Raw genomic sequence first — 13,751 nt, forward strand, 5'->3', positions numbered from 1 at the left:
CCGAACCGCGCCGGATGCGAGGGGGAAGCCGCCTCCCGGACGCACCGCTGATGACAGACGATGACAGCAGTTGACAGGATCGAGAAATACAACCTTAAATTGCAAAGATGCGGCCGCCATCCATTCAGGGAGCCGTGACATGCCGGGGGGCAAATGGGAACCGACGGAGGATGAGGTCGAGGCCTTCATCGCCCGCTGGCGCGTGTCGGAGGGAGCGGAACGGGCGGCCTATGCGCTGTTCCTGAGCGAATTGTGCGGGCTGATCGGCGTCGAGGCGCCGCAGCCCCCGACCAGCGATTCCGACGCGGTGACCTATCGCTTCGAATATCCCGTGCGCTTTCCCGACGGGCAGGGCGGGTACACGGTCGGCCGCATCGACCTCTACCGGAAAGGCGCCTTCGTGCTGGAGGCGAAGCAGACCCGGCTCAGCGGCAGGTCGAAGGCGCTGCTGCCGGCCGGAGACGGCGACGACGGCGGCGAAGGGGCGCCCGCCGGCACGCGCGGCCGGCGCGGCGCCGAGCTCGGCCGCGACCTGCTGATGCTCAACGCCCGCAACCAGGGCGAGCGCTACGCCAAGGCCCTCCCGGCGAGCCATGGCTGGCCGCCCTTCCTGATCGTCTGCGATGTCGGCCATTGCTTCGAGCTCTACGCGGATTTCTCGGGGCTCGGGAAGAACTACGTCCAGTTCCCGGACCGGCACCGCTTTCGCATCTATCTGGAGGATCTGCGCGACCCGCAGATCCGCGAGCTGCTGAGGCGGGTCTGGGGGGATCCGTTCTCGCTCGACCCGGCGCGGCGGGCGGCGGCGGCCACCCGCCAGATCGCGGAGCGCCTCGCCCTGGTCTCGAAGGCGCTGGAACGGCGCCACGACCCCGAGGACGTGGCGCTGTTCCTGATGCGCTGCATCTTCACCATGTTCGCCGAGGATGTCGCGCTGATCCCCGCGGACAGCTTCAAGCGCCTGCTGCGCGAATGCCGGGAAGCGCCGCAGAGCTTCCAGCCGCTGCTGGAGGACCTCTGGCGCCGGATGGACCGCGGCGGCTACTCGGCCGCGATCCGCGCCGAGATCAGGCATTTCAACGGCAGCATGTTCGCCGAGCCGCAGGTCTTCCGCCTCGGCCGCGACGGCATCGCCGAGCTGCTCGCGGCGGCCGAGCACGATTGGGGCCTGGTCGAGCCCGCCATCTTCGGCGGCCTGCTGGAGCAGGCGCTCGACCCGGACGAGCGCGCCCGGCTCGGCGCCCATTACACGCCGCGCGCCTATGTCGAGCGGCTGGTGATCGAGACGGTCATCGTGCCGCTGCGCGAGGACTGGCGGGCGGTGGTGGGCGCCGCCCAGCAGGCGCGCGACGCCGGCCAGCCGCGGCAGGCGCTGGCCCTGGTCGAAGCCTTCCATGACCGCCTCTGCGCGACGCGCGTGCTCGACCCCTCCTGCGGGACCGGCAATTTCCTGCATGTCGCCCAGGACCTGATGAAGCGGCTGGAAGGCGAGGTGCTGGAGACCGCCGCCGAGCTCGGCGCCGCCGAACGCCTCGGCGGCTTCGGCGCGCGCGGCGTCGGCCCGTGGCAGTTCCATGGGCTGGACGCCAATCCGCGCGCCGTCCGCATCGCCGATCTGATGCTCTGGATCGGCTATCTCCAATGGCATCTGCGCACCCGCGCCTATGCGCCGCGCGAGCCGATCCTCGACCGGCTCGAGCAGATCCTGCCCGGCGACGCGCTCCTCCGCTGGCCGGAATGGCCCGTGCCCGCCACGAGCGCAGGCCGCGAGGTCGCCCCGGCCGACCTGCATCCCGCCCCCTGGCCGGAGGTCGAGTTCATCGTCGGCAACCCGCCCTTCATCGGCGGCAAGGACCTGCGCCGGCGGCTCGGCGACGGCTATGTCGCAGCGCTGCGCCGGATCTATCCGCAGATGAACGAGAGCGCCGATCTGGTGATGTACTGGTGGGACCGCGCCGCCGACATCCTGACCCGGCCGGGCAGCAGGCTGCGGCGCTTCGGCTTCGTCACCACCAATTCGATCACCCAGACCTTCCAGCGCCGCACGGTGGAGCGGCATCTCGCCGGCAAGCGGCCGCTCTCGCTGGTCATGGCCATTCCCGACCACCCCTGGACCAAGGCCGGCAAGGACGCGGCGGCGGTACGCATCGCGATGACCGTCGCGCAAGCCGGGCAACATGAGGGCAAGCTGTGCGAGCCGCTCTCCGAAACCGGCCTCGATACCGACCAGCCGCAGATCGCATTGCGAGTGCGGGAGGGGCGGATCAACGCCGACCTGACCATCGGCGTCGACGTCACCAAGGCCGGGGCGCTCCGGTCCAATGCCGGGCTGTGCTCGCCGGGCGTGAAGCTGCATGGCGCGGGTTTCCTCGTGACGCCGGCCGAGGCCGAAGGGCTCGGGCTCGGTCGGCGCCCGGGGCTCGCGGCGCATATCCGGCGCTACCGCAATGGGCGCGACCTGACCGAGCGGCCGCGCGGGGTCCTGGCGATCGACCTGTTCGGATTGTCGGCCGAGGATGTCCGCGAGCGCTTTCCCGAGGTCTACCAGCATGTCCGGCTGACGGTGAAGGAAGCCCGGGACGAGGCCGGCAGGCCCGTCGGCCGCGACGCCAACCGGCGCGCCGGCTACCGCCAGCAATGGTGGATCTTCGGCGAGCCGCGCGGCGAGCTGCGCCCGGCCCTCGCCCGTCTCCAGCGCTATATCGTCACGGTCGAGACGGCGAAGCACCGCGTCTTCCAGTTCCTCGACGCCGCGATCCTGCCCGACAACATGCTGGTGGCGGTCGCGCTGTCCGACGCGTTCCATCTCGGCGTGCTGTCATCGCGCTTTCATGTGGCATGGGCCCTTCATCAGGGCGCGACGCTCGAGGACCGGCCGCGCTACTCCAAATCCCGCTGCTTCGATCCGTTCCCCTTCCCCGAGGCCGACGAGGCGCAGAAGGAGGCGATCCGGCGGCCGGCGGAAGCGCTCGACGCCCTGCGCAAGCAGGTTCTCGCCGATTATCCCGATCTCACCCTGACCAAGCTCTACAATGTCCGCGACGCGATCCGCTCCGGCGGCGCGCTGAGCGCGGCCGAGACCAGCGTCCGCGACCGCGGGCTGGCGCTGATCCTCGACGAGCACCATCAGGCGATCGACGCCGCCGTCGCCGCCGCCTATGGCTGGCCCGCCGATCTCGCCGGGGAAGAGGCGCTGGCCCGGCTCGTCGCGCTCAACCGGCAGCGGGCGCAGGAGGAGGAGCGCGGCCAGGTCCGCTGGCTCCGGCCCGACTACCAGCGCCCGCGCCTCGGCGGCGGGAGCAGGGGCGGCGAGCAGGTCGAGGCGGATGTGCGGGTCGCCGCGCATCCCGCCCTGGCCAAGCCGGCCTTCCCCAGCGACGCCGTCGCGCGCGTCGCCGCGGTGCTCGGCATGCTGGCCGAGGCGCCGGCCCCGCTCGACGCGGCCGCGATGGCGAAGCGGTTCCGGCAGGGGCGCCGGGTCGAGCGCGCGGTGCGCGACATCCTGGTCTCGCTGGCGCGGGTCGGGGAGATTTCCGCCGTCGATGGCGGCGCCCGCTTCGCCCGCCGGCTGACCGCCGCGGGGTGACCGCCCGCCGCGCGGCCCGGGGGCTCAGCGGCGCGCCAGCCATGCCTCCATGCCGGCGGCGGCGGCCATGCCGGTGGCGAAGCTCGCCTGCAGCAGATAGCCGCCGGTCGGCGCCTCCCAGTCGAGCATCTCGCCGGCGACGAAGACGCCGGGCAGACGCTCCAGCATGAAGCCGGCATCGACCTCCGCGCGGGCGATGCCGCCGGCCGTCGCGATGGCCCGGTCGAGCGGCATCGGCGCGCCGAGACGCAGCGGAACATCCTTGACGAGCGCGGCGAGCGCATGGGGCTCGGCCGGCGGCGCCATGCCCCCGGCCTCGCGCAGCAGCGCCGCCGCGACGGGAGAGAGCCCGCCGGCCTTGCGCAGATGGTTGCTCAGCGTCTCGCCCTTGCGCCGCTTGGCCAGGCGCGCGGCGAGCGCATCGGCGGAGAGGTCCGGCCGCAGGTCGAGCCGGAGCGTCGCGGCGCCGTCGCGCAGGACGGCCTGGCGCAGCGGCGCGGACAGCGCATAGATCGCGCCGCCCTCGATGCCGCCCGCATCGATCATCGCCTCGCCGGCCGCTTCCTCGCCGGCAAAGCGCGCGACGATGCGCTTGAGCGGCTGGCCGGCGAAACGCTCCCGCATCGGCTGAGACCAGGCGACGGCGAAGCCGGCATTCGCCGGCCTCAGCGGGGCGATCGCGACACCGCGCCCGGCCAGCAGCGGCACCCAGCCGCCATCGGAGCCGAGCCGCGGCCAGCTCGCACCGCCCAGCGCGAGCAGTGTCGCATCGGGGCGAACCGCTTCGGTTTCGCCGGAGGCGAGCGTGAAGGTCAGGGCACCCGCCTCGTCCCAACCGGTCCAGAGCCGGCCGGTCGCGAGCCTCACGCCGAGCCCTTCGAGCCGCCGCAGCCAGGTCCGCAGCAGCGGCGAGGCCTTCAGCACGCGCGGAAAGACGCGGCCGCTCGATCCGACGAAGGTTTCGGCGCCGAGCCCGTCGGCCCAGTCGCGCAAGGCCTGCGGCGGGAAGGCGCGCAGCGCTGGCTCCAGCCAGCCGGCGGCCTCACGATAGCGCCTCAGGAAGGCATCGAACGGCTCGGAATGGGTGAGGTTCAGCCCGCCGCGGCCCGCCAGCAGGAATTTACGCGCCGGCGAGGCCATGCGCTCATGGATCGTGACGCGATGCTCGGCGCCGGCGAGGCGCTCGGCCGCGATCAGGCCCGCCGGGCCGGCGCCGATGATGGCGATGTTGCGTATCGGCTTTTCCACCGCAGCCTGTTCTCATCTGGACGCGTCATCCCGGGCGCAGCGAAGCGAAGACCCGGGATCCATGCCTGAACCCTTCCCCGGGATGCTCCGGCATGGATCCCGGATCGGCGCCGCTGACGCGGCTTGTCCGGGATGACGGCGTGTTTCCGTTCGAAGACTTACCGCTTTAGACTGTCCTTCCCCCTTTGGAAAAGCCCGGCCGGAAACCCTCATGCCCACCATCGCCGCCTATCTCGGCGCCGCGCTCTGCGAGATCGCCGGCTGCTTCGCCTTCTGGGGCTGGATGCGGCTCGGCAAGCCGCTCTGGTGGCTGCTACCCGGCTTCGTCTCGCTCGGGCTGTTCGCCTGGCTGCTGACGCTGGTCGGGAGCGCGGCGGCGGGCCGCGCCTTCGCCGCCTATGGCGGGGTCTATATCGCCGCCTCGCTCGGCTGGCTCTGGGCCGTGGAGGGGGTCAGGCCGGATCGCTGGGACCTTACCGGCGGCGTCATCTGCCTGGCGGGCGCAGCGGTGATCCTGGCGGCGCCGCGCTGAAAGCCTGCCTCAACCGCCCGAATGCGGCGCCGGGATCAGCACCGCGGGCGTCTCGCGCTGCTCCGCCGCCGCCTTGGTCTCGCGCAGGCGGCTCTCGCGCAGTTCGTTGGCGCTCTCGAGGATCGGATAGGCGATCGAGACGATATGGCCGTGGATGCGCTTCAGGTCGCGGATGATGTCGAGATGGATGGCGCTGGTCTCGATCGATTCCGGCCGGCCCGAGCGCAGGCGCTGGAAATGGCTGTCGGCGGCATGGCGCTCGGCCTCGCGCATCGCCGCCTTGTCGGCGAAGAGCTGGCGGGCGAGCACGATGTCGCGCGTCGCGAAGACGTTGAGCGCCAGCGCCAGCGCCGCCGCGACGCGATGGTGGAAATCGCGGATCTCGGCCAGCCCCTCGGGCGAGAAGGTGTAGCGCTTGCGGATCTTCTTCTCGGCGAGCTCGCGCAGGTTCTTGTCGATGATGTCGCCGATATGCTCCAGATTCGTGATCAGGGTGATGATCTCGAACAGGCGCCGGCTCTCCTCCTCGGTCAGCTCGTTGCGCGAGACCTTGACCAGATAGAGCTTGATCGACTCGTGGATCGTATCGACGCCGTCATCGGCCTGGGCGATGACGCGGGATAGCTTGAGCTCGTCCTTCTCCAGCAGCGTCATGGTATCGCGCAGCATGATCTCGACGCGGTCGCCGAGGCGCAGCGCCTCGCGCATCGCGCCGGCCAGCGCCTCGCTCGGGCTGTCGAGCGCGTTGGGGTCGAGATAGCGCGGCGTGACCGCGGCGGAGGCCTCCTCCTTGCCCGGCATGAAGCGCTCGACCAGCGCCGCGATCGGCTTAACGAAGGGCAGGAAGACAACGGCGCCGATGAAGTTCAGCGCGACATGGAACTCGATGGCGAAGCGCGGGCCGGCGGTCGGCAGGCTGGTCAGCCAGGCGGCCAGCGGGCCGACGAAGGGAATGATCACGAGCGCCAGCAGGAGGCGGGTCAGCAGGTTGCCCATGGCGGCCCGGCGCTGGGCCACGGGCGCGCCGAGCTGGTCCAGCACCGGGATCAGCGCATTGCCGAGATTGGCGCCGATGACCAGCGTCAGCGCCGTCGCGGGCGGGAACAGGCCCGAGGCCGCGAAGGTCGCGACCAGCAGGATCACGGCGATGCTGGAATGCACCATCCAGGTCGCGGCGATGGCGACGAGCACGGCCAGCAGCGGCTCGGAGCCGATGGCGCCGAGGATGACGCGGAAGGTCGGCGACTGGGCGAGCGGCGCCGCCGCCGCGTTCAACTCGATCAGCGCGAGCAGGATCAGGCCGATGCCGACCAGGACGCGGCCGATATTGCGCGGCCGCTCCATCGCCTCGCTCGACAGATACATCGCGACGCCGATGGCGATGCACAGCCCCCAGAGCCAGCCGAGATCCATCGAGATGACGAAGGCGGCGAGCGCCGTCCCGAGATTGGCGCCGAGCAGCACGGCGAGCGCCATGGCCGAGCCGATCAGCGCCTGCCCGGCGAAGGAGGAGACCAGCAGCGTCGTCGCCGTCGAGCTTTGCAGGACCATGGTGACGACGATGCCGCTGGCGAAGGCGGCGAAACGGTTGCGCGTGAAGCTCTGCAGGGCATGCCGGAGCTGCGAGCCGAAGGCGCGCATCGCGCCGGTCCGCACCAGCCTGACCGCCCAGATCAGCAGCGCGACGCCGCCCGCCAGATGGATCAGGATATTGGTTGCGCTCTCGCCCGTGGCCATTTTCGTGCGGTCTTTCCCCGTTTCGGTGATGATGGTCGGCTGAATCTACACGTTTTTGATTAGCCAACTCAATAGCAATAAACGGTGAAAGTGCTGAAAATGCGGCAGAATTTGCGATTTTGCCGGATTCCGAAACGCGCCTTCGCCGGGCCGGCGGGATCAGGCCGGCGGGATCAGCGTCACGCCCGCCTGCGCGAAGGAGACCGCCACCGGGGCGCCCTGCGCCAGCAGCTCGCGGGCCCCGTATTGCACCACGAAGAGCTCGCCGACCTCGGTCTCGACCATGATGTCGAGATGGTTGCCGAGATAGGCGCATTTGCGGATCGTGCCCGGCAGCGCGCCGGCGGCCCCGGCCGGCCCGAGCAGCAGCGCCTCCGGCCGGACCGCGACCTTGGCCGGGCCGGCACCCAGGCCGCGCGCCGGCAGCGAGACGGTGGCCGAGCCGATACCGACCTCGGCGCGGCCGTCCGCGACGGCCTTCACCGTGACGTCGACGAGGTTGGCATCGCCGATGAAGTCGGCGACGAAGGCGTTGGCGGGCTGCTCGTAGAGCTCGCGCGGCGCGCCCTCCTGCGCGATCCGGGCGTTCGACATCACGATGATGCGGTCGGAGACGGCGAGCGCCTCCTCCTGGTCGTGGGTGACATAGGCCACGGTCAGGTTGAGGTCCTGCTGCAATTCGCGGATCTCCTCGCGCACCCGGCGGCGCAGCTTGGCGTCGAGATTGGAGAGCGGCTCGTCGAAGAGCAGGACCTGCGGCTCCAGCACCAGGGCACGGGCCACGGCGACGCGCTGCTGCTGGCCGCCGGACAGTTCGGACGGGTAGCGGCTCTCGAAGCCCTTGAGGCCGACCAGCGCCAGCTTCTCCAGCGCCATCTGCTTCGCCTGCTCCTTGCCCAGCCCCTTCACGGTCGGGCCGTAGGCGGCGTTCTCCAGCACGCTCATATGCGGGAACAGCGCATAGGACTGGAACACCATCGAGACGTCGCGATCGGCGGCGGAGAGCTTGGTGACGTCCTTGCCGCCGATCAGGATCTGCCCCTCGGAGGCGATCTCCAGCCCGGCGATCATGCGCAGCGTCGTGGTCTTGCCGCAGCCGGAGGGGCCGAGCAGCGTGACGAGCCGGCCGGGTTCGATGGTGAAGCTGACATTGTCGACCGCCGTCACCGCGCCGTAGCGCATCGAGACGTTGCGGAACTCGACGGAAGCGGGTCCGGCCTTCGTCAACTTGCTGCTCCCTGGCTGATGGGGTCGGCGACCGCGCCCGACAACGCCGTGTTCGGGGCGCCGGTCTTGCGCCGGCCGAGCTTGCGCTCGCCGACGCCGAGCTGGATGAGAGCGATGCCGAGCGCCATGAAGACGATCAGCACCGAGGAATAGGCGATGGCGAGGCCGAACTCGCCCGCCTCGACGCGCCCGACGATATAGGCGGTGGAGAGGTTGTATTCGGCCGAGACCAGGAAGATCACGGCGCTGACCGCCGTCATCGAGCGCACGAAGGAATAGACCAGCGCCGAGACCAGGGCGGGCTTCAGCAGCGGCAGCACGACGCGCCGGAGCGTGGTGAAGCTGCGGGCCCGCAGCGTCGTCGAGGCCTCGTCCAGGCTCCTGTCGATCTGCGACAGGCCGGCGATGCCGGAGCGGACGCCGACCGGCATGTTGCGGAAGACGAAGGCGATCACCAGGATCAGCCCGGTGCCGGTGATCTCGACCGGCGGCACGTTGAAGGCGAGGATATAGGCGACGCCGAGCACCGTGCCGGGAATGGCGAAGGAGAGCATCGTCGCGAATTCCAGCGCGCCGCGCCCGCGAAAGCGCTGGCGCGTCAGCAGATAGGCGGTGAGCAGGCCGATCAGCGCCGTCAGCGGCGCCGAGATCGCGGCGACCTTGACCGTGGTGAAGAAGGACGGCCAGGCCGAGCCCTCGAAATAGAAGCCATGGCTGAAATCGATGGAGAAGCCGGTCAGGTAGTGCTGCAGCGTCGGCGTGTAGTCGCGACCCATGTTGCGGACGAAGCCGCCGACGAAGATCACCACATAGATCACCAGCGTCAGCGCCACCCAGGGCACGATCACCGCGATGGCGAGCCAGGAGACGCGGCGCGGCAGCGGCGTCGGCAGCCCGGCGTCGCCCTTGCCGGTGACGGTCGTGTAGGATTTGCCGCCGAGCCAGCGCTGCTGGATCCAGAAGGCGCCGAGCGTGAAGGCGAGCAGGACGATGGCCAGCACCGCCGCCTGCCCCTGATTGTAGGAGGCGCCGACCACCGCGAAGAAGATCTTGGTCGAGAGCACCTCGAAATTGCCGGCGAGCACCAGCGGATTGCCGAAATCGGCCATGCTCTCGACGAAGCCGAGCAGGAAGGCGTTGGCGATGCCGGGCCTGAGCAGCGGCCAGGTCACGGTGCGGAAGGTCTGCCAGCGCTTGGCGCCGAGGGTCTGCGAGGCCTCCTCCAGGCTCGGCGAGATGCCCTGCACCACGCCGATCAGCACGAGGAAGGCGATCGGCGCGAAGGCCAGCACCTGCGCCAGCAGCACGCCGGGCAGGCCGTAGAGCCAGCGCGAGCGCGGGATGTCGAACCATTCGTAGAGCAGCGTCGAGACCGCTCCGGCCCGCCCGAAGAGCAGGATCAGCGCCAGGCCGATGACGAAGGGCGGGGTGATGATCGGCAGCACCGTCAGCGCCCGCATGATGCGCTTGCCGGGCATGCCGGTGCGCAGGATCAAGAGCGCGCAGGCGAGGCCGAGCAGGGTGGTGACGACGCCGCAGAGCACGGCGAGGATCAGCGTGTTCCAGGCGACGCCGCAATTGGTGTTGCCGGTGACGCAGCCCAGCCCCCAGATCGAGGAATCGAGGAAGGCCGCGACGAAGGCGGCCGGCGCGAAGGCGCCCTCCTGGTCGACCAGCGCGCTCTTCAGGATGATCGCGACCGGGAAGAAGATGAAGACGCCGATCAGCAGGACGATCAGGCCGATGGTCGAGACGGTGAAGAGGTCGCCGCGGCAGACGCCGCGATAGGCGAGGCCGTGGCAGAGCAGGAAGAGCAGCGAGAGCAGCGTCAGGAAGGCGCCGCCGCCGATGCCGCGCTGCGCCGCCCCGGCGCCGCCGAGCAGGGCGGCCAGCCAGGAAATGCCCTGGTCCTTCAGCACGATGGCGAAGGCCTGGGCGAAGAACAGCAGCAGGCCGAGCCCGCCCGCCCAGAGCAGCATGCGCGCCGTGCGCTGCCGGTCGGCGCTGCCCCAGAACAGGGTCGCGGCGGCGAGCGCGACGCCGGGCGGGGCGAGCCAGGGCGTCTGGCCCGAGAGCACCAGCGCCAGCGCGCTGCCGGCCTTGCCGAAGGGATATTCGGCAAGCCAGCCCCAATCCGCCAGCCCCATGCCCTCGACGAGGTACCAGGGCATCAGCGCATAGCCGAGCCAGCCGATCAGCAGCACGAGTCGCGTCGCCGGCGCCATGGTTGCCCTGTTCCTCTCGTAGACCTTAGCCCGGCCGGTTCGTCCCGGCCCTCTCGATTTCGGAAGCGATTTACGACGACCCCGCCGGGTCATCCCGGACGGAGCCCTCGGGTCCGATCTTCGATCGGCCCAAGGATGAACTCCGCGAAGATCCGGGATCCATGCCTGAACCCTGCTTGGATGCGCTCCGGCATGGATCCCGGGTCCAGCCCGGGATGACGGGAGAGGTTCACGCGGAACCTCCCGCCGCCGCGGCAAAAGGGCCCGCCGCTTACTTCGGCAGCGCCTTGACTTCCTTGTCCCACTTGGCGAGCAGGCGGTTGCGCTCGGCCGAGGAGCCGTATTTCACGAAGTCGTAGTTGATCAGCTTCATCTGATCCATCTTGGGCGACTGCGGCGGCACCGGCGCGGCCTTGTTCGACGGCACCTGATAGGACTTGGCCGGGGCGGCCAGCGCCTGGGCGGCCGGGGTCAGGGCCCAGTCGTAGAACTTCTTGGCATTCTCGAGATTGCGCGCGCCCTTGACGATCGACATCGAGCCGATCTCGTAGCCCGTGCCCTCGCAGGGCGCGACCGGCTTGATCGGGTCGCCCTGCACCGCGAAGACCACCGCATCATGGATGAAGACGATGCCGACGGCGGTCTCGCCGAGGCTCGCGGCCTTGGCCGGGGCGGCGCCCGACTTGGTGTACTGGCTGATGTTCTTGTGCAGGGCCTTGAGGTAGTCGAAGCCCTTCTCCTCGCCCATGAGCTGCACCACCGTGGCGAGCAGGTTGTAGGCCGTGCCCGAGGAGTTCGGGTCGGCGACCTGGACGTCGTCCTTCAGCTTCGGGTTGAGCAGGTCGGCCCAGCATTTCGGCTCGGGGATGCCCTTCGCCTTGATCTGCTCGGTGTTGAAGCCGAAGCCGAGCGCGCCCGCATAGATGCCGACGGAACGATGCTTGGCGGCCTTCCACTGGTCGAGCGCCCAGCTATGCAGCTCCTTGTTCTTCGGCGATTCGTATTCGAGGGTCAGCCCCTCCTCCGCCGCCTGGAGATGCGGATCGCCGGTGCCGCCCCACCAGATGTCGCCGCGCGGATTGGAGGCTTCGGCCTTGAGCTGGGCGTAGATCTCGCCCGCCGATTTCCGGGTCATCGCGACCTTGATGCCGGTCTCCTTCTCGAAGGCGTTCGACATGGCGCGGCACCATTCCTCCTGGACGCCGCAATACATCACGAGCGAGCCCTGGGCGCGGGCCGGCGTGGCGGCGAAGGCCGCGGTGGCGAGCGCGGCGAAGAGCCCCGCCTTGAGCCAGGATTTCGACTTCATGGTAACCTCCCTGTTGCGGTTGGCCGGTTTCTGCGACCGGGTGAGATGCTGGGCGTGAAGGTGAGACGAGACGGCGCTAAAGATCAATGAAATAACGTGCCGGCTAAGCGATTCCTGTGATCTTTCTCAGCGCCGGCGCCAGCTCGGGCGTGCAGCACAGGATCGGGTTGCCCCTGGCGATCCCTTCGCCGGCGAAGAAGTCGTTGACATAGGCGCCGGCCTCGCTGGCGATGACGATGCCGGCGGCGACGTCCCAGGCGTTGATATGCAATTCCGCATAGCCCTCGCTCCAGCCGCAGGCGGTGTGACAGAGCCCGAGCGTGCCGGAGCCGGCGCGCTTCACCGCGGCGCCCGCCGCATAGCCGCGCGCGATCACCTCGAGATAGCGCTCGGCCGGGACGCGGGTGGACCAGCCCAGCTCGAAGGCGGCGCGCGCGACGTCGCTGGCGCCGGAGACCCGGATCGGCTCGCCGTTCAGCGTCGCCCCCGCGCCGCGGCGGGCGGCATAGACCTCGCCCAGCGCCGGCGCGGCGACAATGCCGATCTCCGGCCTGCGATCCGCCAGGAAGCCGATGGAAATGCACCAGTTGCGGTCGCCATGGGCGAAATTCGCGGTGCCGTCGATCGGATCGAGGATCCAGAGCGCATCGGAGGCGGTGCCGCCGCCCTCCTCGCCGATGACCGAATCCTGCGGGAACAGCGCGGAGAGGCGCCGGCGCAGGAACTCCTCGACCTTGCCGTCGGCGACGGTGAGCCAGTCCTGCGCGCCCTTCATGGTGATGCCGAGGGAGTCGCGCCGGTTGAAATAGCCCAGCGCCAGATGGCTCGCCTCGGCGGCGAGCCCGAGCGCCGCATAATAGCGCAGATCGCGTTCGGCCGGCGTCATCACAGGGTCTCCAGATCGACGCGGACCGGCTGGCCGGTGCGGGCGGATTCGGTCGCCGCATCGGCGAGGAGCTGCGCCTTCAGGCCGTCGCGGCCGGTCGGGGATGCGGCGGCCTTGCCGGTGCAGGCGGCGATGAAGGCGTCGAGCTCGGCGCGGTAGGCCGCGGCATAGCGCTCCAGGAAGAAGTTCTGCACCGGATCGGCGCGGAAGCCGAGGGCGGTGGCGCTTTCGACGGTGGTCTCGTGGATGTTGCCGGCGCGCAGCATGCCCTTGGCGCCATGCACCTCGATGCGCTGGTCGTAGCCATAGGTGGCGCGGCGCGAGTTCGAGATCTGGGCGATCCGGCCGGAGGCGGTCTTCATCACCACGGCGGCGGTGTCGACGTCGCCGGCCTCGCCGATCGCCTTGTCGACCAGGGCGGAGCCGAGCGCGAAGACCTCGACCGGCTCCTCGGCCAGCAGGAAGCGCGCCATGTCGAAATCATGGATCATCATGTCGCGGAAGAGCCCGCCCGAGCGCCTGACATAGTCGACCGGCGGCGGGGCCGGGTCGCGCGAGATCACGGTGACGATCTCGATTTCGCCGGCCTCGCCCGCGCGCAAACGCTTCTCCAGCGCGGCGAAATTCGGGTCGAAGCGGCGGTTGAAGCCGATCATCAGCGGCTTGCCGGAGGTCTCGACCGTGGCGAGGCAGCGGCGGATGCGGGCGGCGTCGAGATCGACCGGCTTCTCGCAGAACACCGCCTTGCCGGCGCGGACCGCCTGCTCGATCAGCTCGGCATGGGTGTCGGTCGGGGTGCAGATCAGCACGGCGTCGATGGCGGCATCGGCGAGGATCGCCTCCGCGCTCGCGGCCCTGGCGCCGGTCGCGGCGGCGAGCGAGGCGGCCGCCTCCGGCATCGCGTCGGTGACGGCGACGAGTTCGGCATCGCCGCGCGCGGCGACGTTCAGCCCGTGGATGCGCCCGATGCGGCCGGCGCCCAGCAATCCGATCTTCATGGT

The 13,751-nt window shown here is 70.1% G+C and carries 9 protein-coding genes; 2 read left to right on the forward strand and 7 right to left on the reverse strand.

The genetic code is table 11. The features are described 5' to 3' along the window. Positions 1-139: 139 nt before the first annotated feature. Positions 140-3,586, forward strand: a complete 3,447-nt coding sequence (locus ACWH43_RS20995; RefSeq protein ID WP_260349065.1) for a class I SAM-dependent DNA methyltransferase — start codon at positions 140-142, stop codon at positions 3,584-3,586. Positions 3,587-3,610: 24 nt separating this feature from the next. On the opposite strand, the gene ACWH43_RS21000 is transcribed toward ACWH43_RS20995, so the two are convergent. After that, positions 3,611-4,834 carry a TIGR03862 family flavoprotein gene (locus tag ACWH43_RS21000; RefSeq protein ID WP_260349064.1) on the reverse strand — a complete coding sequence of 408 codons (1,224 nt, stop codon included), beginning with the start codon at positions 4,832-4,834 and terminating at the stop codon, positions 3,611-3,613. A gap of 211 nt (positions 4,835-5,045) precedes the next feature. Between ACWH43_RS21000 and ACWH43_RS21005 the strand changes: the two genes are divergently transcribed. Beyond that, a complete protein-coding gene (locus ACWH43_RS21005) occupies positions 5,046-5,366 on the forward strand; it encodes a YnfA family protein (protein ID WP_158443782.1) in 321 nt (106 codons plus the stop codon). 9 nt (positions 5,367-5,375) lie between these two features. Here the strand turns inward: ACWH43_RS21005 and ACWH43_RS21010 are convergent, their stop codons facing one another. The 6 genes from ACWH43_RS21010 to iolG form a co-directional block, all read right to left on the reverse strand. Continuing rightward, positions 5,376-7,103, reverse strand: coding sequence for a Na/Pi cotransporter family protein (locus ACWH43_RS21010; protein WP_158443783.1), 1,728 nt, complete (start codon positions 7,101-7,103; stop codon positions 5,376-5,378). Between the two features lie 159 nt (positions 7,104-7,262). Then, positions 7,263-8,330 carry an ABC transporter ATP-binding protein gene (locus tag ACWH43_RS21015; RefSeq protein ID WP_260349062.1) on the reverse strand — a complete coding sequence of 356 codons (1,068 nt, stop codon included), beginning with the start codon at positions 8,328-8,330 and terminating at the stop codon, positions 7,263-7,265. Continuing rightward, positions 8,327-10,555 carry an ABC transporter permease gene (locus ACWH43_RS21020; protein ID WP_158443784.1) on the reverse strand — a complete coding sequence of 743 codons (2,229 nt, stop codon included), beginning with the start codon at positions 10,553-10,555 and terminating at the stop codon, positions 8,327-8,329. The genes ACWH43_RS21015 and ACWH43_RS21020 overlap by 4 nt, the downstream gene beginning before the upstream one ends. Before the next feature lie 271 nt (positions 10,556-10,826). Beyond that, a complete protein-coding gene (locus tag ACWH43_RS21025; protein WP_158443785.1) occupies positions 10,827-11,864 on the reverse strand; it encodes an ABC transporter substrate-binding protein in 1,038 nt (345 codons plus the stop codon). Between the two features lie 103 nt (positions 11,865-11,967). Beyond that, positions 11,968-12,750 (reverse strand): inositol monophosphatase family protein, encoded by a 783-nt coding sequence (locus ACWH43_RS21030; RefSeq protein WP_158443786.1) that lies wholly within the window; start codon positions 12,748-12,750, stop codon positions 11,968-11,970. Then, the gene (iolG, locus tag ACWH43_RS21035) at positions 12,750-13,748 is read right to left on the reverse strand and encodes an inositol 2-dehydrogenase (protein ID WP_158443787.1); all 999 of its coding nucleotides are present in this window, start codon (positions 13,746-13,748) and stop codon (positions 12,750-12,752) included. Before iolG ends, ACWH43_RS21030 begins: the two co-directional genes overlap by 1 nt. Positions 13,749-13,751: the final 3 nt, after the last annotated feature.

It is taken from the genome of Allobosea minatitlanensis, assembly GCF_964020775.1.

What these genes read in the sequence shown, in the direction of transcription:
- ACWH43_RS21010 (WP_158443783.1), bottom strand. Translation starts at nt 7,103, where the DNA reads ATGGCCACGGGCGAGAGCGCAACCAATATCCTGATCCATCTGGCGGGC.
- ACWH43_RS20995 (WP_260349065.1), top strand. Translation starts at nt 140, where the DNA reads ATGCCGGGGGGCAAATGGGAACCGACGGAGGATGAGGTCGAGGCCTTC.
- ACWH43_RS21020 (WP_158443784.1), bottom strand. Translation starts at nt 10,555, where the DNA reads ATGGCGCCGGCGACGCGACTCGTGCTGCTGATCGGCTGGCTCGGCTAT.
- iolG (WP_158443787.1), bottom strand. Translation starts at nt 13,748, where the DNA reads ATGAAGATCGGATTGCTGGGCGCCGGCCGCATCGGGCGCATCCACGGG.
- ACWH43_RS21005 (WP_158443782.1), top strand. Translation starts at nt 5,046, where the DNA reads ATGCCCACCATCGCCGCCTATCTCGGCGCCGCGCTCTGCGAGATCGCC.
- ACWH43_RS21025 (WP_158443785.1), bottom strand. Translation starts at nt 11,864, where the DNA reads ATGAAGTCGAAATCCTGGCTCAAGGCGGGGCTCTTCGCCGCGCTCGCC.
- ACWH43_RS21030 (WP_158443786.1), bottom strand. Translation starts at nt 12,750, where the DNA reads ATGACGCCGGCCGAACGCGATCTGCGCTATTATGCGGCGCTCGGGCTC.